The sequence below is a fragment of the Mycobacterium sp. IDUB_28 genome (assembly GCF_055419285.1).
This window is the reverse complement of sequence record NZ_JBVAXK010000012.1, coordinates 133,014-155,184: the sequence shown is the minus strand read 5'-3', so window position 1 is coordinate 155,184 and position 22,171 is coordinate 133,014. Positions and strand designations below refer to the sequence as shown.

The 22,171-nt window shown below is 65.7% G+C and carries 21 protein-coding genes and 4 tRNA genes; 12 read left to right on the top strand and 13 right to left on the bottom strand.

What is annotated here, in order from left to right:
* Positions 1 to 51 precede the first annotated feature (51 nt).
* From ACZYZ9_RS22530 to ACZYZ9_RS22515, 4 genes are read right to left on the bottom strand one after another with little or no spacing between them, the layout of a single operon-like run.
* Positions 52 to 1,092 carry a CaiB/BaiF CoA transferase family protein gene (locus ACZYZ9_RS22530; protein ID WP_463828492.1) on the bottom strand — a complete coding sequence of 347 codons (1,041 nt, stop codon included), beginning with the start codon at positions 1,090 to 1,092 and terminating at the stop codon, positions 52 to 54.
* A complete protein-coding gene (locus ACZYZ9_RS22525) occupies positions 1,089 to 2,045 on the bottom strand; it encodes an LLM class F420-dependent oxidoreductase (protein ID WP_463828491.1) in 957 nt (318 codons plus the stop codon). The genes ACZYZ9_RS22530 and ACZYZ9_RS22525 overlap by 4 nt, the downstream gene beginning before the upstream one ends.
* Positions 2,030 to 2,467 carry a cobalamin-dependent protein gene (locus ACZYZ9_RS22520; RefSeq protein ID WP_463828490.1) on the bottom strand — a complete coding sequence of 146 codons (438 nt, stop codon included), beginning with the start codon at positions 2,465 to 2,467 and terminating at the stop codon, positions 2,030 to 2,032. The genes ACZYZ9_RS22525 and ACZYZ9_RS22520 overlap by 16 nt, the downstream gene beginning before the upstream one ends.
* Entirely contained in the window at positions 2,468 to 4,045 is a 1,578-nt protein-coding gene (locus tag ACZYZ9_RS22515) for a methylmalonyl-CoA mutase family protein (RefSeq protein WP_463828489.1), read from the bottom strand.
* A gap of 462 nt (positions 4,046 to 4,507) precedes the next feature.
* On the opposite strand from ACZYZ9_RS22515, the gene ACZYZ9_RS22510 reads away from it, so the two are divergent.
* Positions 4,508 to 5,188 carry a cutinase family protein gene (locus tag ACZYZ9_RS22510; RefSeq protein WP_463828488.1) on the top strand — a complete coding sequence of 227 codons (681 nt, stop codon included), beginning with the start codon at positions 4,508 to 4,510 and terminating at the stop codon, positions 5,186 to 5,188.
* Between the two features lie 15 nt (positions 5,189 to 5,203).
* Here the strand turns inward: ACZYZ9_RS22510 and ACZYZ9_RS22505 are convergent, their stop codons facing one another.
* From ACZYZ9_RS22505 to ACZYZ9_RS22495, 3 genes are read right to left on the bottom strand one after another with little or no spacing between them, the layout of a single operon-like run.
* Positions 5,204 to 6,016, bottom strand: coding sequence for a class I SAM-dependent methyltransferase (locus ACZYZ9_RS22505; protein ID WP_463828487.1), 813 nt, complete (start codon positions 6,014 to 6,016; stop codon positions 5,204 to 5,206).
* A gap of 12 nt (positions 6,017 to 6,028) precedes the next feature.
* The gene (locus ACZYZ9_RS22500) at positions 6,029 to 6,763 is read right to left on the bottom strand and encodes a M15 family metallopeptidase (protein WP_463828486.1); all 735 of its coding nucleotides are present in this window, start codon (positions 6,761 to 6,763) and stop codon (positions 6,029 to 6,031) included.
* 53 nt (positions 6,764 to 6,816) lie between these two features.
* Positions 6,817 to 7,410, bottom strand: a complete 594-nt coding sequence (locus ACZYZ9_RS22495; protein WP_463828511.1) for a sensor domain-containing protein — start codon at positions 7,408 to 7,410, stop codon at positions 6,817 to 6,819.
* A 142-nt stretch (positions 7,411 to 7,552) separates the two neighbouring features.
* Here ACZYZ9_RS22495 and ACZYZ9_RS22490 point away from each other — a divergent pair, with 142 nt between their 5' ends.
* Both ACZYZ9_RS22490 and ACZYZ9_RS22485 read left to right on the top strand, forming a co-directional pair.
* A complete protein-coding gene (locus tag ACZYZ9_RS22490) occupies positions 7,553 to 8,119 on the top strand; it encodes a TetR/AcrR family transcriptional regulator (RefSeq protein ID WP_463828485.1) in 567 nt (188 codons plus the stop codon).
* Between the two features lie 93 nt (positions 8,120 to 8,212).
* The gene (locus ACZYZ9_RS22485) at positions 8,213 to 8,863 is read left to right on the top strand and encodes a biliverdin-producing heme oxygenase (RefSeq protein ID WP_463828484.1); all 651 of its coding nucleotides are present in this window, start codon (positions 8,213 to 8,215) and stop codon (positions 8,861 to 8,863) included.
* Between the two features lie 114 nt (positions 8,864 to 8,977).
* Here ACZYZ9_RS22485 and ACZYZ9_RS22480 read toward each other — a convergent pair whose 3' ends face one another.
* Positions 8,978 to 9,262, bottom strand: a complete 285-nt coding sequence (locus tag ACZYZ9_RS22480) for a GlsB/YeaQ/YmgE family stress response membrane protein (RefSeq protein ID WP_463828483.1) — start codon at positions 9,260 to 9,262, stop codon at positions 8,978 to 8,980.
* Between the two features lie 483 nt (positions 9,263 to 9,745).
* Here ACZYZ9_RS22480 and ACZYZ9_RS22475 point away from each other — a divergent pair, with 483 nt between their 5' ends.
* Both ACZYZ9_RS22475 and ACZYZ9_RS22470 read left to right on the top strand, forming a co-directional pair.
* Complete coding sequence (locus ACZYZ9_RS22475; RefSeq protein WP_463828482.1) at positions 9,746 to 11,263, top strand: MutS-related protein; 1,518 nt, start codon at positions 9,746 to 9,748, stop codon at positions 11,261 to 11,263.
* Positions 11,260 to 12,777 carry a MutS-related protein gene (locus tag ACZYZ9_RS22470; RefSeq protein WP_463828481.1) on the top strand — a complete coding sequence of 506 codons (1,518 nt, stop codon included), beginning with the start codon at positions 11,260 to 11,262 and terminating at the stop codon, positions 12,775 to 12,777. Before ACZYZ9_RS22475 ends, ACZYZ9_RS22470 begins: the two co-directional genes overlap by 4 nt.
* A 141-nt stretch (positions 12,778 to 12,918) precedes the next feature.
* Here the strand turns inward: ACZYZ9_RS22470 and ACZYZ9_RS22465 are convergent.
* The 3 genes from ACZYZ9_RS22465 to ACZYZ9_RS22455 all read right to left on the bottom strand — a co-directional run bounded on the left by ACZYZ9_RS22465 (position 12,919) and on the right by ACZYZ9_RS22455 (position 13,207).
* Positions 12,919 to 12,992, bottom strand: a tRNA-Phe gene (locus ACZYZ9_RS22465).
* Positions 12,993 to 13,025: 33 nt separating this feature from the next.
* Positions 13,026 to 13,102, bottom strand: a tRNA-Asp gene (locus ACZYZ9_RS22460).
* 32 nt (positions 13,103 to 13,134) lie between these two features.
* Positions 13,135 to 13,207 (bottom strand) — tRNA-Glu (locus tag ACZYZ9_RS22455).
* A gap of 124 nt (positions 13,208 to 13,331) precedes the next feature.
* On the opposite strand from ACZYZ9_RS22455, the gene ACZYZ9_RS22450 reads away from it, so the two are divergent.
* Both ACZYZ9_RS22450 and ACZYZ9_RS22445 read left to right on the top strand, forming a co-directional pair.
* Positions 13,332 to 13,404, top strand: a tRNA-Lys gene (locus ACZYZ9_RS22450).
* A gap of 83 nt (positions 13,405 to 13,487) precedes the next feature.
* Positions 13,488 to 14,309, top strand: a complete 822-nt coding sequence (locus tag ACZYZ9_RS22445) for a TIGR04255 family protein (protein ID WP_463828480.1) — start codon at positions 13,488 to 13,490, stop codon at positions 14,307 to 14,309.
* Positions 14,310 to 14,313: 4 nt separating this feature from the next.
* Here ACZYZ9_RS22445 and ACZYZ9_RS22440 read toward each other — a convergent pair whose 3' ends face one another.
* Positions 14,314 to 15,153: an SAM-dependent methyltransferase gene (locus ACZYZ9_RS22440; RefSeq protein WP_463828510.1), complete on the bottom strand. Its 840-nt coding sequence runs from the start codon at positions 15,151 to 15,153 to the stop codon at positions 14,314 to 14,316.
* A 145-nt stretch (positions 15,154 to 15,298) separates the two neighbouring features.
* Here ACZYZ9_RS22440 and ACZYZ9_RS22435 point away from each other — a divergent pair, with 145 nt between their 5' ends.
* The gene (locus ACZYZ9_RS22435; protein ID WP_463828479.1) at positions 15,299 to 15,796 is read left to right on the top strand and encodes a nucleoside deaminase; all 498 of its coding nucleotides are present in this window, start codon (positions 15,299 to 15,301) and stop codon (positions 15,794 to 15,796) included.
* A 10-nt stretch (positions 15,797 to 15,806) separates the two neighbouring features.
* On the opposite strand, the gene ACZYZ9_RS22430 is transcribed toward ACZYZ9_RS22435, so the two are convergent.
* The gene (locus tag ACZYZ9_RS22430; RefSeq protein WP_463828478.1) at positions 15,807 to 16,823 is read right to left on the bottom strand and encodes an oxygenase MpaB family protein; all 1,017 of its coding nucleotides are present in this window, start codon (positions 16,821 to 16,823) and stop codon (positions 15,807 to 15,809) included.
* 68 nt (positions 16,824 to 16,891) lie between these two features.
* Between ACZYZ9_RS22430 and ACZYZ9_RS22425 the strand changes: the two genes are divergently transcribed.
* The 4 genes from ACZYZ9_RS22425 to ACZYZ9_RS22410 all read left to right on the top strand — a co-directional run bounded on the left by ACZYZ9_RS22425 (position 16,892) and on the right by ACZYZ9_RS22410 (position 22,160).
* Entirely contained in the window at positions 16,892 to 17,518 is a 627-nt protein-coding gene (locus ACZYZ9_RS22425; RefSeq protein ID WP_463828477.1) for a TetR/AcrR family transcriptional regulator, read from the top strand.
* A gap of 132 nt (positions 17,519 to 17,650) precedes the next feature.
* Positions 17,651 to 18,673: an acyl-ACP desaturase gene (locus ACZYZ9_RS22420; protein ID WP_463828476.1), complete on the top strand. Its 1,023-nt coding sequence runs from the start codon at positions 17,651 to 17,653 to the stop codon at positions 18,671 to 18,673.
* Positions 18,674 to 18,678: 5 nt separating this feature from the next.
* On the top strand, positions 18,679 to 19,812 hold the full coding sequence (gene dusB / locus ACZYZ9_RS22415) for a tRNA dihydrouridine synthase DusB (RefSeq protein ID WP_463828475.1): 1,134 nt from the start codon (positions 18,679 to 18,681) through the stop codon (positions 19,810 to 19,812).
* A 227-nt stretch (positions 19,813 to 20,039) separates the two neighbouring features.
* Positions 20,040 to 22,160 carry an LCP family protein gene (locus tag ACZYZ9_RS22410; RefSeq protein WP_463828509.1) on the top strand — a complete coding sequence of 707 codons (2,121 nt, stop codon included), beginning with the start codon at positions 20,040 to 20,042 and terminating at the stop codon, positions 22,158 to 22,160.
* Positions 22,161 to 22,171: the final 11 nt, after the last annotated feature.

Here is a 22,171-nt window from a genome sequence, read left to right as displayed (position 1 = left end):
AGGCTTGCGAACGGCGCTCAGGCGATATTCCGTGACCAGCGCGACGCGCGGTTACGGTCGAGAACTGTTCAGCTTCGGCGGCGGCCGGTAGTCCGGTTCGTAACCGGACACCCGAATCGGACTGCCCACCAAGCGCGAATCTCCAGCCTGGACAACAACTTCCGGTGTCGCTTCCAGCGCTTCGGGCAGCGTCCGCACCGCCGCGGCCGGCACCCCGAGGGGACGCAGCCGCTGCTCCCAGCTGACGGCAGTGTCGGTCGCCAGCATCGCCGTCACGACCGCCAGCACCTCGTCGCGCCGGGATACCCGCTCGGCCATCGTCTCGAAGCCGCCGATACCTGCCTCGGAGGCAAAGGATTTCCAGAAACCGTCGTGGGTGATGAACAGTGCCAGGAACCCATCGGAAGTCGGGAAGAGCTGTGCGGGAACATAATACGAGTGCGCACCGTAGGGCCGGCGCTGGGGAACGACACCGTCATTGAGGTAGGCGGCAGCGTGATAGTTCAGCTGCGAGAACATCACATCGCGCAACGACACGTCCACCTGACCACCGCTGCCCGAGATGATCTTGGCCAATAGTCCGAGCGCAGCGGTCATGCCGGTGGAATTGTCCGCCGAAGAATATCCCGGCAGGGTCGGTGGGCCTTGCGGATCGCCGGTCAGCGCGGCGATACCGACTCCGGCCTGCACCACGTAGTCGAAGGCCGGGTCGTCTCCGCCGTCGAGTCCGAATCCGGTGATGGCCACGCAGACGATCTTTTCGTTGTGCTGCCGTAGCGTCTCGTAGGTCAATCCCAGCCGCCGGATCGCCGACGGCTTCAGATTCACCAGCAGCGCGTGGGCGTCGGCAACCAGTTCGCCTAAGCGTTGTTGTCCGCCTTGCGAATTGAGGTCCAGACAAATGCTGGACTTGTTGCGGTTGAGGCTGGCGAAATAGCTGTCGGAGACCCCACGGGAAATCTCCCCGCCGCGCGGCTCGATCTTGGTGACGTCGGCGCCCAGGTCGGCCAGCAACATGGTGGCGTACGGTCCGGCCAACATGGTGCCGACCTCGAGTATCCGAATGCCGGCCAGCGGACCGGCACTGCTCACCGCAACTCCCGGGCGAGTTCGGCGATCATCTCCCGCGTGCGTCGCTTGGAAGCAATGAGTTCCTCGCGGGTGTCACCGATCGGCAGCAGCCGCACCGACAGATCCGTCACCCCGGCGTCGGCGAATCCCCGCATCCGGGAGAGAATTTGCTCGGGGTCGCCGGCCGCGCACAGGTCACCGACGTCGCGGGCATCACCGCGTTCGAGTAGCCGCTGATAGTTGGGCGAGACTTCAGCTTCCCCCAGGATGCGGTTGGCCCGTTCCCGGGCCGTGTCGACTTCGGATGCCGCACAAAGACATACCGGGATACCCGCGATGATCCGCGGCGCAGGGCGGCCGGCATCCACGGCGGCCTTGGTGATCTTCGGTGCGATGTGGTCACCGATCGCACGCTCGTCGGCCATCCACAACACGGTGCCGTCGGCATGCTCACCGGCCAGTTGCAGCATCACCGGACCCAGTGCGGCGACCAGCACCGGCATCGGGGTATCGGCTCCGATCGCCAGCGGGTTGTGCACTGTGAACGAATCGTTCTGTACGTCAACCGGTCCCGGTCCGGCGACGGCGGCGTTGAGTACCTCGAGATAGTCGCGGGTGTAGGCGGCCGGCTTCTCGTAGGGCAGCCCGAGCATGTCCCGGATGATCCAGTGGTGCGACGGTCCGACACCCAGCGCCAGCCTCCCCCCGGCCACCGCGTGTATCGAGAGTGCCTGACGGGCAAGAGCAATGGGATGTTGAGCTTGCAGCGGCACCACCGCCGTCCCCAGCTCGATGCGTGAGCTGTGGGCGGCCATCAGCGACACCATGGTCAAGCAGTCGAAGTCGTCGGGAACCTGCGGCATCCAGGCCGTGTCCAGACCCGCCGATTCGGCCCATTCGATGTCGGCGACCAGCTTGGTCACCTTGCGGGACATGTCGCCACGCTCGGCGCCGATCATCACTCCGACACGCACGGTTCCTCCTGTGCTGTCTGGGCAGCCGGTTCGGGTGTTCCGGTCAGCGTGCGAATCTCGCGCACCAACGCGTCCAGCGGTGTGCCGGTCGGAAACACCGCTGCGGCACCGGCTTCCAGCAACTTGGGCACGTCGGCGTTCGGGATGGTTCCACCGACCACGACCGCGATGTCAGCCGCATCGGCGGCGCGCAGCGCTGCGATCGTTCGGGCGGTCAGCGTCAGGTGGGCTCCGGACAGGATGCTCAAGCCGACGACGGCGACGTCTTCCTGAACCGCGATCGACGCGATGTCCTCGATGCGCTGCCGGATACCGGTGTAGATGACCTCGAAGCCGGCGTCGCGCAGGGTACGGGCGACGATCTTGGCGCCACGATCGTGTCCGTCCAGACCGGGTTTGGCGACCAGTATGCGGGCGGCCATCTAGAACACCACCGGCTGCTGGAATTCGCCCCAGACCGCCTTGAGCGTGGCGACCATCTCACCGACCGTGCAGTAGGCGTTGGCGCAGTCGATCAGCCGGTGCATCAGGTTGTCGTCTCCTTCGGCGCCGCGGGCCAGCGCAGCCAGGGTGGATTCCACTGCGCCGCTGTCTCTTTCGGCTTTCACCTGGGCCAGCCGCTTGAGCTGCAGGTCGCGGCCCTCGGCGTCGAGTTCGTAGGTGTCGATATCGGGTTCGGGTTCCTCGGAGACGAATCGGTTGACCCCCACCACCGGTTTGGCGCCACTCTCGATGTCCTGATGTATCCGGTAAGCCTCGTCGGCGATCAGCCCCTGCAGGTAGCCGTCCTCGATCGCGCTGACCATGCCGCCGTGCTGTTCGAGGTCGGCCATGATTTCGATGATGCGGGTCTCGGTGGCGTCGGTGAGTGCTTCGACGAAGTAGGAGCCACCCAGTGGGTCGGCGACCTGCGCGACGCCGGTCTCGTAGGCGAGGATCTGCTGGGTGCGCAGGGCCAGCGTGGTGGAGTCCTCGGAGGGCAGCGCGAAGGGTTCGTCCCAGGCCGCGGTGAACATGGACTGGACACCGCCCAGGACCGCCGCCATCGCCTCGTAGGCCACCCGCACCACGTTGTTCTGGGCTTGCGGACCGTACAACGACGCACCGCCGCAGACACAGCCGAACCGGAACATCGACGCCTTGTCCTTTGTCGACCCGTACCGCTCCCGCACGATCGTGGCCCAACGTCGGCGTCCCGCACGGTATTTCGCGACCTCTTCGAAGAAGTCGCCGTGGGTGTAGAAGAAGAACGAGATCTGCGGCGCGAATTCGTCGATACTCATCCGGCCGCGCTCCACCACGGTGTCGCAGTAGGTGACCCCGTCGGCAAGGGTGAAGGCCATCTCCTGTACCGCGGTGGCGCCGGCGTCACGGAAGTGGGCGCCGGCCACTGAGATCGCGTTGAAACGCGGGACTTCGGCCGCGCAGAACTCGATGGTGTCGGCGATCAGCCGCAGCGACGGCTCCGGCGGCCAGATCCAAGTTCCCCGCGAGGCGTATTCCTTGAGGATGTCGTTCTGGATGGTGCCGGTGAGCTTGGCGCGCGGTATGCCTTTCTTCTCCGCGGCCGCAACGTAGAAGGCCAGCAGAATCGCCGCCGTGCCGTTGATCGTCATGCTGGTGCTCAGCTTGTCCAGCGGGATCCCGTCGAACAGGATCTCGAAGTCGGCGAGGGTGTCGACCGCGACCCCGACCCGGCCCACTTCCTCACCGAAATCAGGATCGTCGGAGTCATAGCCACACTGAGTCGGCAGGTCGAGCGCGACCGAGAGACCGGTACCGCCCTGGTCCAGCAGGTAGCGGTAGCGACGATTGGATTCCTCAGCGGTGCCGAAACCGGAGTACTGCCGGAAAGTCCACAGTTTGCCGCGGTATCCGGACGCGAAGTTACCCCGGGTGAACGGGAACTCACCCGGAGGCGGGGGCTCGGTGCCGCGGTCCTGCGGGCCATACACCGGGGCCAGCGGTATGCCTGATGGGGTGTGGGCTGCGTTATCCATCGGTGAATAACGTACTTGCAAAAAAAGAGAATGCCAATACCATAGTGTTGACCTGCTGAAACGGTGCCGCGCCAGCAGCGTCTGGGGCCACACGGCCCCGGCTATTCGGGCCCAGCAGGGTGGTCGGCTCGGAGTTGTCCGCTCGCCGCACCGAGCCAGCGATTCCGCGGCTGCGGATGTGTGAACATCAGCACATCGCGGCGGGGCCGAAGTCCGGTCCCGGCGGCGCCTGTCATCGCCGATCAAGTGCGGAAATGCGCTTCGAGCGCAGCTATGGCGCGCCCCGGCCGCGGGCCGCTGCCGGCAGCGCCAATTCAACCTGTGTTTTACGCTCAGCACATCGCCCCGGAAATCACGGGCGCGGAACAAACTGCTCCCGACGCGAGTTCGTATCGGCGGAGCCCCCAAATCAACGGAAAAGAGCTGACTTTGCGCCGCACCGGAAACCCTTCCCTTCGGCGGATGGCACCCAGGCTGGCCGTGATCGTCGGCGCCGTAGCCGCACTCATGTCGCCGCTCGGCGAGCCGGCCCGCGCCGGCGCTGATCCGGGATGTCCCGATGTCAGTGTGGTGTTCGCGCGCGGGACCTTCGAGGCTCCCGGCGTCGGCGCTACTGGACAGGCGTTCGTCGATGCCCTCAACGCTCGGCTGGTGGGCAAGAACGTCGCCGTCGACCCGGTCAACTATCCCGCGTCGCTGGACTTCGCCAGGGCGGTCGACGGTGTTGCCGACGCGAGCAGCAAGGTCGAGACCACGGCCGCGAATTGCCCGAACACCAAGATCGTGCTCGGCGGTTACTCCCAGGGTGCGGCCGTCGCCGCATACACCACGGCCGACTCCGTCCCGGACGGCGTGGCGCTGCCCGACGGGACCGGGCCGATGCCGCCCGCCGTCGCGTCCAAGGTCGCCGCGGTCGTACTGTTCGCGGCCCCGTCGGACGGATTCTTGAGCATTGTGGACCGCAGCGCTCCGCCGATCGCGATCGGTCCGCTGTACACGGCCAAAACGCTGCAACTGTGCGCGGACGGCGATCCGGTGTGCTTCCCCGGCGGCCGGGACCGCGCCGCGCACAGCACCTATCGGGACAACGGCATGGCCAACCAAGCCGCCGATTTCACCCGCAACGCGATCCTGTCTCGCTGAGCAGTCCGCGCACCATCATGCGCGGCACAGTATTTCCCCGTTGGGGATGGCGAACCAGCCATCCGGGTGCGCGGCCCACGCCCGCCAGGTCGCCGATATCTCGTCGAGCTCGGCGCTGACGGCCAGGCCTGACTCGACCAGCTGCCGGGCGAGATCCGAGTGCAGAATCCGATCGGCCCACATGCCACCCCACCAGCGCCGAGCTTCGTCGGTTGCGTAGCACCACAGGCTGCCGGTCGGCGTGATGTCGTCAAAGCCGGCTTGGCGAGCCCAGGACAGCAGGTGGCGGCCCGCATCCGGTTCGCCGCCATTGGCGCGGGCGGCGCGTGTGTACAGGTCCAGCCAGCGGTCCAGCGGCGCCAGACGCGGGTACCAGATGAACCCGGCGTAGTCGGCGTCCCGAGCGGCGACGATCCCACCCGGTGCGCACACCCGCTTCATCTCGCGCAGCGCCTGCACCGGGTCCGCGACGTGCTGCAGCACCTGGTGGGCATGCACGACGTCGAACGCGTCGTCGGGCAGGTCGAGCGCATGCGCGTCGGAGGTGGTGAACGACACGTTGCACAGGCCGCGCGACTGGACCTCGGTGCGCGCCAGGCCCAGCGCCTGTTCGGTCTGCTCGACGGCGGTCACTGCGCCGGGCGCGACCCGCAGCGCGAGGTCTGCGGTGATAGTGCCTGGGCCACAGCCGATATCGAGAAGCGACAGGCCCGGCCGCAAGTGCGGCAGCAGGTAGCCGGCGGAGTCCGCCGCGGTACGTCGCCGGTGTCCGCGTAGCACCGACTCGTGGTGTCCGTGGGTGTAGATCGCCTGGGGTTCCTCGTTCATGAAGTGGTCCGTTCAGTCGACCGGGGCATCGAGAATCGGCCGCTGCACCCCGGCCCCGGGGCCGTCGAAGTGCCACCATTCACCGGAATACACCTGCAGCCCACCGTACTTCATCGCATCCCGCAGCCGGGACCGGTTCACCTGCGCGGTGGGACTGACATCTTTGGTCGCGAAAGCCGTTGCCCGCGCGGTGAAGTCGTCGAAATCGGTGCCCATGTCAGCCACGCAGAACTGCGCCGCCCGCCGTACTGTCGGACACGGTTGCTGGGTGGTGGTGAAGGTGACGTCCACCGACCGTCCGGCCTCATGGCTGGTGGCGTACGGGCCGGGACGGGCCACCCACGCCGGGTTGGGCACCGCTTGATACAACCTGGCCTGAACCTCGTGCGGCCGGTAGCAATCCCAGAAGACCAGCAGTTGCCCGGCTGGGCGCAGCGAATTGGCGGCCGCTTCGAGCCCGGGCGCCATGGTGTGGTGCACCAGGCAACGGGCGCCCGGGGGGTACAGCTGCGTGTGGGTGAAGTTGTCGGTGGTGGCGTATCGCAGATCGATCACTGCGTCGCCCACGATGCTGCGCACGTCGACGAGTCCGGCCGCGGCCGCCTCGGGACTCACCGGAGGCACGCCAGGGCTGAGCGGAATCGTGGTGCCCACCGGTCGCACCGAGGCGCCGTACGATGGCGCACCGCACCCGGCCACCAGGCACACGATGGCCACGATCAGCTGGAACTGCACTGTTCGACGCATTGCTTCATTGTCGCGGGTCGCGACCCCGGAAACGGGGAGCCGGCGCGCGGGTCTCAACCGATGCGATCGGTCGCCGTTTGCAGGATGACCTGTGCGATCTGGGCGGCGGGTTCCAGCCCCACCACACCGACCGACATCAGCACCGAGGACTTCTCCCGGTAGAGGTGGCTCCACGCGTTGGCGCTGATCCGCACCGTCGCGCCGTCGGGCCGGTCGAGGGTGAATTGGTAGCGGGGGTCGTGCAAGTCGGCGCAGGCCTGCAACGACGTCTCCAGCTGGTGCAGGACACCGCGCGCCATGCTGGAGTCGGGATACACCGCTACGGCCTGGCTGACCGTTTGGATCAATGCGGGCGGGCCTGGTTTGAGGTCATCGGTGATGCCGTGGTAGCCCGCGCTGCGGAACTCCGACCAGCCGGAACCGAAGGTGACGTCGCTGATGCCCGCGGCTCGGCACGGCGCCGGCGCGTTGAGGTCGCTCGGTGGTGGCTGATGCAGGTCGGCGTGCGCATGCGCGGTGAGTTCCTCGTAGTTGGCGATGCGACGAACTTCTTCGATGCCGACGATCAGCGAATCGGCGCGCGAGCCCGGCTTGGTGGTGGGTTTGGCCGACGTGCTGTGCGACGAACACGCCGTCAGCGCGACCATCACGCAGGTGACGATCAGATGCCAGCCACCGCGCGCGGTTCGTGGTCTGAGCAAATCCACCCTCCCCGGTCGCGGCCCACTGGTCATCCTACGGGCGAGTGCGTCACACGCTCGGCGGCGCACGCGGGAGTTAGAGTCGCGTGTGCCCAAGATCAGCGCTTCGTCGGTGGAGGAGCACCGCGAGCAGGTGCAACGACGTGTGTTCGAGGCGTTCGCCACGTTGATGGCCGAGCACAGTTTCGACGCGATCACGATGGCGAAGCTGGCCGCCGCCGCGGACATCGGGCGCACCGCGATCTACCACCACTTCGCCGACAAGGAAGCCGTTGTCGTCGCATTCGCGTCGCACGAGACAAGCCGTTACATCGACGGGCTGCGCGCCGAGTTGGCCGATGTCGACGACCCGGCCGAGCGGCTCAGGATCTACGTCCGCCATCAGCTCGGTGCGGGTGAGCAATTCCACATGGGTCTCGGGCCGCAGCTCTACGGCGCGCTGTCGCAGGAGACCATGCGCGCCATCCGTGAGCACGTGGTGGCCATCGAAGACGTGTTGCGCGAAATCCTGGCCGACGGGGTTCGTTCCAGCCAGTTCGTGGTCGAGGACGAAGCTGCCACCATGTCGTTGCTGCACGCCTGTCTGGCGCCGCGCGACCTGCCGACCGCCGCTATTGAGCGATTCGTACTGCGCGCGCTGGGAGCGACACCGTAGTGCGGCCTGTGTTATGTTTCTGACAGATTGTCAGCATCGTTTTGACATGTTGTCAGAGCCGTTGGAGCAGTAGCCGAGTACCGGGAGCAGAACGTGTCAGTCAGCACCGCCGAGGCCGTCCGACCCTTCTCGGTCGCGATGAAGGAAGGTTCGACCGCCGAGCACGAGGCCGCCGAGCACTCGCCCTACGTGTCCGAACTGCTCGCCGGCCGCGTCAACCGTCAGGGTTACGCCGACTACCTGCTGCGGTTGCGGATGATCTACGAAGCCCTGGAGCGGGCGGTGCGGAGTCACCGGGAAGACCCACTGGTGGCTGCCGTCTACGATCCCGCGCTGGAGCGGCTCGAGGCTATCGACACGGACCTGCAGTACTGGGCGCCGGGCGCGGGCCACGACGTCGACTCCCCCGCTGCGCGCGCCTACCGCGACCGGTTGACCAACGCCTCGTGGGGCGGCGAACTGGTGGCCCACCACTACACCCGCTACCTCGGCGATCTGTCCGGCGGACAGGCCATCGGCAAGATCCTCAACCGCACCTTCGATCTGGATGGCGCCGGCCTGTCGTTCTACGAGTTTCCGATGCGGCCGAAGCCGTACAAGGACGCCTACCGCGCCCGCCTCGACCGGCTCGGACTCGACACCGACGAAATCGGTCGCGCGGTGGACGAAGTGAAAATCGCCTTCAACCTGAATCAGGCGTTGTTCGCGGAGCTGGCGCAGAATCTATCCGCCTACCGACGCTGAAACGGATGCGAGCGTAACGCTGCGGCGAAATTTCCCCTCAACTTTTCGCCGCAGCGTTACGCTCGTCATCCATTCGGTCCCACCGCAAATGAGTTGCGGCCGGGGCCTTTTGAACTAGCGGAACATGCCGGTGCGGGTACGGCGACCGGTCAGGGCTTCGTAGACAGCAATGAAGACGATGGCCAGACCCACACCGATGAAGAACGGAATCCAGGCGATTCCGCCATTGGCGTTGTGGTAACCGAACTGGCTCGCCACCACGGACCCGAGCAGTCCGCCGGCAGCGCCGAGCAGCACGGTCATGAGCAACCCGACGTTCTGCCGGCCCGGCATCACCAGCCGTGCCACGAGACCGATGATGGCGCCGACAACCAGGGCCATGAGAATAGTTCCGATCATTTCAACTCCTGTGCACAGCGGCGCTCCTGTTGAGCACCTCCTGACACGCGAGTTCCCCGAACCGAGCCGCTTATAACACGCATGTTGATTCGGTTGATTCGTCCGGCAACCGTTGCGCCAGAAGGGTTTGAACACCCTCAGGAGGGGTAAACGCGATTCGTTCCACAGACGTCCACTAGGGAGGCAGCGCGCATGACATCCCATGTCTGCCCGGCGTGCGGTTATCCGACGCTCAAACCGGCTCTATGCGCGTTCTGCTGCCCCGGAGAAGTGTTCTCCGGGAACAACATTTTCGGAGCCCCTTTGATCCCCACGATGGCGAGGGAGTCGACGTGGGCCGGGGCCGGTGGCGCCGATCTGGTCACCCAAGGACCTGTCTGGTCGGGTTTGGCCAGCTAGTTGCAGCTGCCGCCGGTCGTAGACTGAGCTGACGCGGGCCCACGTTCCGCACCGACCTCAATGCTCACGACCGAAGGGGGCTCGATGGCCCGCTTCAGCATCCTGTTCCCAGCGGGTGATGCCGCAACGGGAGCAGACGCGGCGCCCGATTGCCTCTCCGATCTGCACCTCGACGAAATCATCACGGCCATCAACGCGGGGCACGCCGACGACGTCGATCGATACTTTCGCCAACCGCTGCCCGATGTCGCCGCCATCGAGCACCGCCATCAGGTGTTCCGGGATCTGCAGGACGAGCGCATTCGCCAGCCCATCACGGATTTCGTCAACGGCCTGCGAACGATGCGGCACCGGCGTGAGCAGGCGAGGGAACTCCGACATCCGTTGCAGCGGCAAGGATGGTTCATCTACGCGGTGCAGACTTACTGCGAAACCGTGGCGACACTGCGCCAAGCACTCGGCCGAGTAGCACCGACCTCTCGCGGATTGTCCGAGTTCTGTTCCTACTTAACCGAATACGTCGACAGCGACACCTTCCAGAGCCTGCTGGCCGATACCTCGACGGTCCGGGCTGCGTTGCATGACGTTCGTTACACCGTGCATATCCAAGACCGCCGCGTGCACGTCGAAAAATATTCCGGCCAAACCGATTACAGTCCCGACGCGGTGGCGACATTCGAGCGATTCGCGACCGAAGAAGCGATCGATTACCACGTCACCCATCGGGACTCGGCCGACATGAACCACGTTGAACGGCAGATCCTCGAGTGCGTCGCGAAGCTCTACCCGAACGCATTCAAACAGCTTGCGGAATTCTGCCGCCGTAACACCGGCTTCACCGAGTCCACCGTGATCCGGTTCGACCACGAAATTCGGTTCTATCTCTACTATCTGACCTTCGTGCGTCGCATGTCCGCAGCCGGCCTGCGCTTCAGCTACCCCGAGGTCACCGCCGAGCCGGGGGTGCTGGCCGCCGACGACGCCGTCGACCTCGCGTTGGCGATCAAGTCGGATCATCCGTTGGTGGGAAACGATTTCCGGTTCTCGGAGGCCGAACGGGTGCTGGTCATCACCGGCCCCAATCAGGGCGGCAAGACCACCTTCGCCCGGACCATCGGCCAGTGCGCCTATCTTGCCTCCCTCGGCTGCCCGGTACCCGCCGTACATGCCAGGTTCACGGTGCCCGACACGATCTACACGCACTTCGAACGACAGGAGAGCCTGACGACCCTGCACGGCAAACTCGAGGACGAACTGGTCCGGATCCACGAGATCCTGTCGAGTGCCACCGCCACCAGTCTGGTCATCCTGAACGAGAGCTTCGCCTCCACCACCCTCAACGATGCTCTGCTGATCGCTACGAAGGTTGTTCGGCGCATTGTGGGAATACGTTGCACTGCAGTCTATGTCAGTTTCCTCGATCAGCTGGCCAGCGTGGATCGCGCGTGCGTCAGCATGGTGGGCGAGGTTGCACCCGACGACCCCGCGCGGCGGACGTTCAAGTTCACCCGTCGACCCGCGGACGGTTTGGCCTACGCCGCCGCGCTGGCGAACAAGTACGGACTCACCCACCAGGCCCTGCGACAGAGGATCGGCCGGTGAAAGTCCGCCTGCTCCATCCCGAGTCGGATTTCGACCTCAAGGCCCGATTGCCCTGGCGGCTCAGCATTCTCACCGAAGAAGACCTGGAGCTGGGCAGACTCTATGACGCAATGGCAGCCGGCGATCCCTTTCTGCTGGAAACCGCCAAGAAGGTGGTCCCATGGAGCGTGAGCGAGCCGGAGGTCATCCGCTACCGCCAACAGGTGCTCGCTGACTGCCTGGCCAATCGCGGTGTGGTGCAGAAGATGTACGACATCGCCTCCGCCGTTGAAGGAATCGAGCTGCGACACAAGGTGTTTCTCGGCGGTCTCAGTTCAGGCGACCCCGCGTTGATGCTGCGCCGCTCGGTCCGGATCCTGGAACTGCTCGTCACCACGTTCAGAGGGCTGCGTGGTCTGGCCGACGCATCAGCCGGTCGGTTCCGTTCGGCCGGGTTCGGGCAGTTCTTCGCGATGCTCGCCGAACTGATGCCCGACGACTATCTCGACCGGTTCGAGGAATACCTGGCCGAATTGAATCTGCCCCGCGGGGTGTTGCTCAGCGCCCGGCTCGGACTCGGCAACCGAGGAGAACACCACGAATTACACCAACCGCCCCAGCGCAATCGGTGGGGCAGGCCGCTCGGAGGTTCCCGCGACGGGTACGGATTCGTCGTCGACAAGGAGGACATGGCCGGGGAGCAAGCGCTGGACAAGCTGGCCGGTCAGGCAGTCAACGACGTCGCCAGCGTGGTCACCCAGGCAGCCGAACATTTCCAGACGTTCTTCGGACGCCTGCGGCTGGAACTGGCGTTCTACCTCGGCTGCCTGAATCTGCATGATGCGCTGACGAAACGGTCTGTGCCACTGTGTGTTCCGGTACCAGCACCGATCGGGACGGTCAAATTCGACACCCGGGGTCTGCGCGACGTTGCACTCTGTCTGACCACCACGAGGAAAATCACCGGAAACGACGTCGACGCCGACGGCAAGAACTTGATCGTCATCACCGGGGCCAATGAAGGCGGTAAGTCGACTTTCTTGCGCAGCGTGGGTGTCGCCCAGTTGATGATGCAGGCGGGCATGTTCGTCGCCGCAGCGGCGTTCAGTGCCAACGTCCGCGACGGTGTTTTCACCCATTTCAAGCGGGAAGAGGATGCCAGCCTGCGGCACGGCAAGCTCGAGGAGGAATTGGCCCGGCTCAGCGCGATGGTCGAGCACATGGGGCCGGGGTCGCTGCTGCTGTGCAACGAGTCGTTCGCCTCGACCAACGAGCTCGAAGGATCTCAGATCGCGCGGGGCATCGTGCACGCCATGGTCGAAAGCGGAGTCAGGGTGTTCTTCGTGACCCACCTCTACGACCTCGCGGACAGTCTGTACGCGCGTCAGGATCCGACTGACCTGTTTCTGCGGGCCGAGCGGCGTACCGATGGTTCGCGGACGTTCCGGTTGACCGCCGGCAGGCCCGAAGCCACCAGCTACGGCGAGGATTCTTTCCGGCGGATCTTCGGGATCTCTCGGGACGGGACGCTGTGAACGACGAACAACCACAACCGGGGAGCGCCACCAAGGGTGGGCGTCACCGCCTACTCAGCCACCGATCCAGGGTCGCAAGGAGGTCCTTTCGGGGGATCCAGGCGAACTGGCGGTGGATCTTCATGCGTTGGACCTCTGACGTGGCCAGGGGCGGGATCGAACCGCCGACCTTCCGCTTTTCAGGCGGACGCTCGTACCGACTGAGCTACCTGGCCGGAAGCCGGCAGGCAGCGTGTGCCTCGCCGTGCTGGCGACCCTGACGGGACTCGAACCCGCGACCTCCGCCGTGACAGGGCGGCGCGCTAACCAACTGCGCCACAGGGCCTTGCTCTGCTCCGCGGTCACCCGCGTCGCAAGTACCCCCTACGGGATTCGAACCCGCGCTACCGCCTTGAAAGGGCGGCGTCCTAGGCCGCTAGACGAAGGGGGCCAGAACCGAATCTCTCCGGGGCACTCGCAACGAGATCACCGTTGGGAGCCAAGTCAGCTTAGGGCACCCCGGGCCTAATCCTCAAACGAGGCCCAACCGGCCACCCAGTATCCTGAGTCTCCACGCCCCTATAGCTCAGTTGGTAGAGCTACGGACTTTTAATCCGCAGGTCGCAGGTTCGAGCCCTGCTGGGGGCACCGCGGCGCTGGTCACGTCCCGCTGCCGACGCGAAGTTGGGCGCACCGTTCGAATGCCGCCCCGCACGGTTATGCTCGCGGCTATGCTTCCGGACGTGACTTCCGTTGATGCCCAACCAAACGCCCCCGTAGCCCTGGTAACGCTGGAAATTCGTCATCCGGCCGCAGAGACCCTCACCGAATCGGCGAGCCGCGAGCTGAAGCAACAACTGCTCGCCGACCTGCCGATCGAGCGCCAGGCACAGGACGTCCAGTGGGGTATGACGGCTCCCGGCCAGCCCCCGCAGCCCGTCGCCGACCGCTTCGTGCGCTATTCCAACCGCGAGAACACCACGGCGGCGTCGCTGAAGAACCAGGCGATCGTCGTCGAGACCACCGCCTACACCAATTTCGACACGTTCCTCGACGTTGCGATGCGCGTGGTCGACGCCCGCTCGCGCATTTCCTCGATTGTCGGCGTCGAGCGCATCGGGTTGCGCTACGTCCTGGAGATCCGGGTACCCGCCGGCGTCGACGGCCGCATCGAATGGACCAACTGGATCGACGAAAGCCTGCTGGGGCCGCAGCGGCTGGCTCCCGGCGGGCTGACGCTCACCGAATGGCAGGGCGCGGGCGTCTTCCGGGAGGCGCAGCCCGGCAGGTCGCTGATCGTCCGGTACGGGCCGGGGGTCGGCCAGGCCCTCGACCAGAGCTACCACCTGCGCCGGGTGGCACCGGCCGGGACGGGCCAGTTCTTCCTGATGGATATCGACAGCTTCTGGACGCCGCCCACCGGCGCGATCCCCGAGTACAACCGCGAGGCGCTGCTCTCGACCTTCCGGGATCTGTATGCCCCGGCGCAGACGGTCTTCCAGGACATGCTGACCACGCGCCTCAAGGACGACCTGCTGCGCGGGCAGCAGTAGCGCTCTACGACCCCAGCACCGCGCTGCTGTAGGTCATGTCGGCGAACGCCTGGGAGAGTTCGTCGTCGGGGTAGGCGAAGCCGTTGGCATCCTGCAGTTCCTTGACGGTGCGCGACGACGTCTGCCACCCCTCGCCGGACAGATGATCGAGGATGTGGCTGCGCTCGGCGTGGTAGACGAGGTCGTTGAAATCGACCTCGAACCCGAGTTCGGCCATCCGGTCGTAATGTTCCCGCCACCGCCGGTCCTCGAAGATCCGGGTGTCGGGTACGAACTCGAAAGCCAGCCGGCTACCGGGCGCGCTCAACGCGGTGATGTTGTCGAACAACGCGTCCTGCGCGTCGCCGGGCAGGTAGACCAGCAGTCCTTCCGCGCTCCAGGCCGCCGGCGCCTGGGCGTCGAAACCCGCCGCGCGCAGTGCCGCTGCCCAGTCGTCGCGCAGGTCGACCGAAACGGTCCGGCGTTCTGCGGTCGGCTCGGCACCCAACTCGCTGAGCGTCCGCGTCTTGAAGTCGATCACCTCAGGCATGTCGACCTCGTAGACGACGGTGCCGGCCGGCCACGGCAGCCGGTAGGCGCGCGCGTCCAGGCCGGAGGCCAGGATCACGAACTGTGCGATCCCGCTGCGGGCGGCGTCCAGGAAGAAATCATCGTAAAACCTTGTGCGACAGGCCATTCCCTGGGCCATCCGGTCTGGATCGAACCCAGCCTCGGCGTCGGCGGGAATCTCGCCGTTCACCAGCCGGACATAGACGTCGAGGCCGGCCGCACGCACCAGGGGCGCGGCGAACGGGTCGTCGATAAGGGCACGCTCGGAGGCCAGCGCACGCTGAGCCGCGACCATGGTGGCCGTCGCGCCGACACTCGTAGCCAAATCCCAACGATCGCGATCGCTACGCACGACCAACTCCCCTCAGCAAAAAATATAGATAATCTAGTTAGTATCACGTTCGGTCGAGACCGGCACGATCGGGACTACGCTGCGATCTGTGACCGACTTCGCCCAACGCACCATCGATCTCGCGCGCCGCAACGTCGAAGAAGGTGGTCGCCCGTTCGCGACCGTGATCGTCAAGGACGGCGAAGTCCTCGCCGAGAGCGCCAACAAGGTGGCTCAGACCAGCGACCCGACCGCACACGCCGAGATCTTGGCGATCCGCGACGCCTGCACCAGGCTGGGCACCGAGCACCTGGTCGGCACCACCATCTACGTGCTGGCCCATCCCTGCCCGATGTGCCTGGGCTCGCTCTACTACTGCTCACCTGATGAGGTCGTCTTCCTCACCACCCGCGATGCCTACGAACCGCACTACGTCGACGACCGCAAATACTTCGAACTGGCCACCTTCTACGACGAATTCGCCAAAGACTGGCAGGACCGGCGACTGCCCATGCGGTACGAGCCGCGCGACGCCGCGGTCGACGTCTACCGGCTCTGGCAGGACCGCAACGACGGGCAGCGTCAGGCAACCGCCCTGCCGGAGTGAGCGGATCCGGTCAGACCTCTGGGCAGTAGTGATTGGGGCTGCCGCGCCGCTCCAGCGGCGGCAGATTGCGCGCGGCCGTCTGAGGCAGCGGCGCGTCGGCCGGAATGCGCCCGCTGGCACGATCCAGACCGGCGCGGGCCCGCGGATGCTTGCGGTATCTGGGCGGGACGAAGGCGAAGATGGCCCGCACCAGATTCCCGAAGCGCCGATGCAGCCACTCGTCGCGGGCAGACCACTGATAACCCAACCGTTCCCGCACAGCCGGATGGTAGAAGCCGAGCGTGAGCCAGACGAACATCGGCCGGGACAGCTTGGTCAGCGCTGCCCACACCCGATCCGGAATCCAGGGCGCGATCGGCGGCTTGTCGTAGATCGTCAGATCGAGTACGGCGCGCGTCGCATAGTTGTCTTCTAACACGTTGCGGCACATGTGATCCCAATAGTCCTGGAACTCCTCCCAGGTCTTGGGCACCGGCCGCATGCTCATGCCGTACATGCGGTACCACTGGATGTGCTCGTCGAACAGTTGGCGTTTGTCCGCCTCGGACAGTCCGTCGCCGAACCGCTCGGCCACCAGGATGGTGCCCATGAAAAATGTTGAGTGCGCCCAATAAAAGACGTCGGGATTCAGCGCGTGGTAGCGCCGCCCCTGATCGTCGACACCCTTGATGCCGATGTGGTAGTCGCGCACCTCGGCGCCCGTCGTCGGCGCCCGGTCACCGTCGAAGACCACCCCGCCGATCGGGTACAGCGACCGCAAGACCCGCGGCAACGGCTCTTGGAAAAACGTCGAGTGTTGTTCGACCGCCGCACCCAGTTGGGGGTGCATGTTCTGCATGGACCCGGCGAACGGGCCCTGCAATATGCCGCGCCAGTCGCCGAAATACTTCCAGGTCAGCGAACCCGGGCCGAGCGGGGTCGGCGGCGCGTCGTAGCCGGACGACACCGGACAACCGGCGGCCACCACCTCATCGGATGGGGCATCATCGCTGGTCAGCGGGCAGCCGGCAGACGTATCTTGAGTCACAAGTGTTCAACCTCGGTTCTCGACCATTCTGACTACGCGCGTTGTCAGAATCAATCTTAGGAGCAGAAGTGCAGGCGGGTCAACGGCGGGGGCGCTGGTCGGGTGTTCCCGTGCAGGACCGCCATGCCCTGCGCCGTGACGACCTGGTCGCCGCGGGCGTGCAGTTACTCGGCGGGGAACACGGCCCGGCGCTCACTGTGCGCGCCGTCTGCCGGAAAGCCGGTTTGACCGAGCGCTACTTCTACGAGAGCTTCGCCGACCGCGACCAATTTGTCCGCGCCGTCTACGACGACGTCTGCACCAAGGCGATGGCCGCTCTCACCTCAGCGAAAACGCCACGCGAAGCCGTCGAGCAATTCGTCGCGCTGATGGTCGACGACCCGGTGCGCGGCCGGGTGTTGCTGCTGGCTCCCGCGGTGGAGCCGATACTGACCCAGTCCGGCGCGGAGTGGATGCCTAACTTCATCGCCCTGCTGCAGCGCAAGTTGTCCCGCATCGCTGACCCCGTCGTCCAGAAACTGGTCGCCACCAGCCTGATCGGCGCGCTGACCGGTTTGTTCACCGCCTACCTGAGCGGGCAGCTGGGCGCCAGTCGCGAACAGTTCATCGACTACTGCGTCGACATGCTGCTCAGCACGGCCGCTACCTACGTTCCGCTGGCTGATTTCCCCGCCGGCGACGCTGCCCAGGATTAGCGCCGGACGCCCTCGGGCACCCGTTTCGAATGTGACCCGAGCGTGATACGCCACACCGCCGAGAAACTTGATGCTACTGATAGACACAGATATATTGACTGCAACCCAAAGACACAGATAACTGGAGGGATCATGTCAGCCGAGCTGACCAACCTGCAGCTTTTGCACGAGCTCGAGCCGGTCGTCGAGAAGTACATCAACCGGCACGAGAAGATGCACAAGGACTGGAACCCGCACGACTACATTCCGTGGTCGGATGGCAAGAATTTCTACGCTCTCGGCGGGCAGGACTGGGATCCCGAGGAAAGCAAGCTGTCCGACCTCGCGCAGGTGGCGATGGTCCAGAACCTGATGACCGAAGACAACCTGCCGTCTTATCACCGCGAAATCGCCATGAACTTCGGCCTGGACGGACCCTGGGGACACTGGGTCAACCGGTGGACCGCCGAGGAGAACCGGCACGGCATCGCGCTGCGCGACTACCTGGTGGTGACTCGTGCGGTCGACCCCTATGAGCTGGAGAAGCTGCGCATGGAGGTGGTCAACCGGGGCTTCAGCCCAGGCCAGAACCACCAGGTCCGCGACGACCTGTTCGCCGAGAGCCTCTTCGACTCCGTCATCTACGTCACGTTCCAGGAACTGGCCACCCGGATTTCGCACCGCAACACCGGCAAGGCCTGCAACGAGCCCGTCGCCGATCAGATGCTGGCCAAGATCTCCGCCGACGAGAACCTGCACATGATCTTCTACCGCGACGTCAGCGAGGCCGGTTTCGAGATCTGCCCCAACCAGGCAACGAAGTCGCTGCACAAGATCCTGCGCAACTTCCAGATGCCCGGCTTCCAGGTTCCGGAATTCCGTCGCAAGGCCGTGTTCATCGCCGTCGGCGGCGTCTACGACCCCCGCATCCACCTCGACGACGTGGTGATGCCGGTGCTGAAGAAGTGGCGGTTCTTCGAGCGCGAGGACATCACCGGCGAGGCGGCCGCGCTGCGCGACGACCTGGCCCTGTTGATCAAGGAACTCGAGCAGTCCTGCGACAAGTTCGAGGTGTCCAAGCAGCGTCAACTCGACCGGGAGCTCCGCACCGGCAAGAGGACCACTGCGTTCGAACTGCACCAGACCGCGGGCAAGCTGACGATGAGTCGCCGGTAGGGGTCTTGCGTATCGGTCCGATCACGCTGGCCAGCCCGGTGGTGCTGGCACCCATGGCCGGCGTGACCAATACCGCGTTCCGCACCCTGTGCCGGGAACAGGAGCTGGCCAAAGTCGGCACGGTGAGCGGGTTGTATGTGTGCGAGATGGTGACCGCCCGCGCGCTCGTCGAGCGCCACCCGGTCACCATGCACATGACGACCTTTGCGCCGGACGAGTCACCGCGCTCGCTGCAGCTCTACACCGTCGACCCGGACACCACCTACGCCGCGGCGAAAATGATCGCCGACGAGGGGTTGGCCGACCACATCGACATGAATTTCGGTTGCCCGGTGCCCAAGGTGACCAGGCGCGGCGGAGGGGCGGCCCTGCCGTTCAAACGGCGGCTGTTCGGCCGCATCGTCGCCGCCGCGGTGCGCGCCACCGCGGGCAGCGGTATCCCGGTGACGGTGAAGTTCCGCATCGGGATCGACGACGAGCACCACACCCACCTGGACGCGGGACGGATCGCCGAAGCCGAAGGCGCCGCAGCGGTGGCGCTGCACGCCCGCACCGCCGCGCAGCGTTACTCGGGCACCGCCGACTGGGAGCAGATCGCCGCGCTCAAGCAGCAGGTGCGCACGATCCCGGTGCTGGGCAACGGCGACATCTACGACGCCAGCGACGCCCTGGCCATGATGGCGAGCACCGGCTGCGACGGGGTGGTGATCGGCCGCGGCTGTCTCGGCCGGCCCTGGCTCTTCGCCGAGTTGTCGGCAGCTTTCACCGGCCGCCCGGCGCCGACCCCGCCCACCCTCGGCGAAGTCGCCGACATCATCCGCCGGCACGGCGTGCTACTGGCCGCGCATTTCGGCGAGGACAAAGGCATGCGCGACATCCGCAAGCACGTCGGATGGTATCTGCACGGCTTCCCGGCCGGGTCCGACCTACGACGGGCATTGGCTCTGGTCACGTCCCTCGACGAACTCGACGAACTGCTGGAACGCCTGGACGGCAGCGTCCCCTTCCCGGAGGTCGGCAGTGGCCCACGCGGTCGGCAGGGGTCGGCAGCCAAGGTGGCGCTCCCAGCGGGCTGGCTGGAGGACCCCGAAGACTGCCGAGTGCCCCAGGGCGCCGACGTCATGCACTCCGGCGGCTGAGTTCGGGTAGCCGAACCGAGACGCTACTGAAATCGCGCCTCAGCCAAGAAATCAGTACGATATGAGCCCTACTGCAGTTGCGCGGCACTTGTCCGATGGTGCTGCGCCTACTCATGCGCACGTTCGGAGGCCAACAAAGAATGAGTGACGGCGAGAAGGACGCCACTCCCGGCCTCCCGCGCAGCTCCGGCCGCGATGATGACTGGCTTACCGCAGAAGCGTCGGCAATGCCAGGCGCCGCGCCGTGGGAGCGCTTCACCGAATCTGCAGTGGATGAGGACCTGTGCCGATGGTCGGGCAAACCCCCAGCCGTCGAGACTGATCAGCGTCCGGAGCAGGCCGACACCGCGGCCGGCCACGACCGCGGCCCGCTCAGTGTCGCCGATCTGATCGCCAAGCTCGGTGCGACTGTTTCCGAGCGCCCGCGGCACCATCACGTCGCCGGGGAGCCCGAGGACGCTGACGAGCCGCAGGTCGCTGACGAGCCCGAAGAAGAGCCGGCGGCGCCGGCATCGCCCGAGATTGCCGAAGTCCAGCGGCCCGTGCCGCAATCCGACGAAGCACCCGACCGCGACGACCTGACCGACACCCAGATCCTTCCCATCCCCGCCTACTCGCTGCAACTGCAGTCGGAGCTGCCCGACCTGGGGTCCGCCCATTACCCGCTCGACCCCGACGACGAGGACGCCGGCTCGGCAAAGCCGCGACGCAAACGATTCCGAAGGATCTCCGCGGCTAAGGACAACGGCCCGAGAACGCGCGAGGCGAAGCGGCGGAACCACCGCGGCCTGTTGATTGCGGGCCGCGCCGCGGTCGCCGTCGTCGCGGTGCTGGCTCTGGTGATGACCGGTGGCGCCTACCAGTGGAGCGCATCGAAGAACAACCGGTTGAACACCGTGAGTGCGCTGGATCCGCAATCGGCGGACATCGTCGACCCCAATGCCCAATACGGCGACGAGAACTTCCTGATCGTCGGCATGGACTCCCGCCTGGGTGCCAACGCCAACGTCGGGGCCGGCGATACCGAGGATGCGGGCGGCGCCCGGTCCGACACCGTGATGCTGGTCAACATCCCGGCCGACCGCAAACGAGTGGTAGCGGTGTCGTTTCCCCGCGACCTGGCGATCAATCCGATCCAGTGCGAAGCCTGGAACCCCGAGACGGGTAAGTACGGCCCCATCTACGACCCGAAGACCGGCAAGACGGGTCCGCGCATGGTCTACACCGAGACCAAACTGAACTCGGCGTTCTCCTTCGGCGGGCCCAAGTGTCTGGTCAAAGTCATCCAGAAGCTCTCCGGCTTGAGCGTCAACCGGTTCATCGCCATCGACTTCGTCGGCTTCGGGCGCATGGTCGAGGCTCTCGGCGGCGTCGAGGTGTGCAGCACCACGGCGTTGAAGGACTACGAGCTGGGCACCGTCCTCGACCACGCCGGACGCCAGATCATCGACGGGCCCACCGCGCTGAACTATGTGCGCGCGCGCCAGGTCACCACCGAGAGCAACGGCGACTACGGTCGCATCAAGCGTCAACAGCTGTTCTTGTCGTCGCTGCTGCGAACGATGATCTCCGAAGACACGCTGATGGACCTGAACAAGCTCAACAACGTCGTCAACATGTTCATCGGCAACAGCTACGTCGACAACGTCAAGACCAAGGACCTCGTCGAGCTGGGTCGATCACTGCAGCACATGGCGGCCGGGCATGTCACCTTCGTGACCGTTCCGACCGGGATCACCGACCAGGACGGCAACGAGCCGCCGCGCACGGCCGACATGAAGGCGTTGTTCACAGCGATCATCAACGACGATCCGTTGCCGCTGGAGAACGACCACAACGCGCAGACGCTCCGGCCGCGCACGTCGGGGACCACCACCACACCCTCGACCGCCAGCAAGGCGCCGGAGGCGACTCCGACCAACGAGACGCGCCGGGAGCAGGTCATCACCACCTCGCCGCAAGAGGTCACCGTGCAGGTGTCCAACGGCACCGGCACCACCGGGTTGGCCGCCACCGCCGCCGGCCAGCTCAAACGCAACGGGTTCAACGTCATGACGCCCGACGACTACCCCAACACGTTGAAGGCCACCACGGTGTTCTTCTCGCCGGGCAACGAGCAGGCCGCGGCGACGGTCGCCGCCGCCTTCGGAAACTCGAAGGTGGAACGGGTCACCGGAATAGGCTCGGTGGTTCAGGTGGTCATCGGCTCGGACTTCAACGCGGTGAACACGCCGCCGCCCAGCGGCTCCTCGGTGAGCATGCAGATCAGTCGCGCGTCCGGCAGCACTCCGACCAGGCTGCCGGAGGATCTGACGGTGACCAACGCCGCAGACACCACGTGCGAGTAGCAGGACGTGCG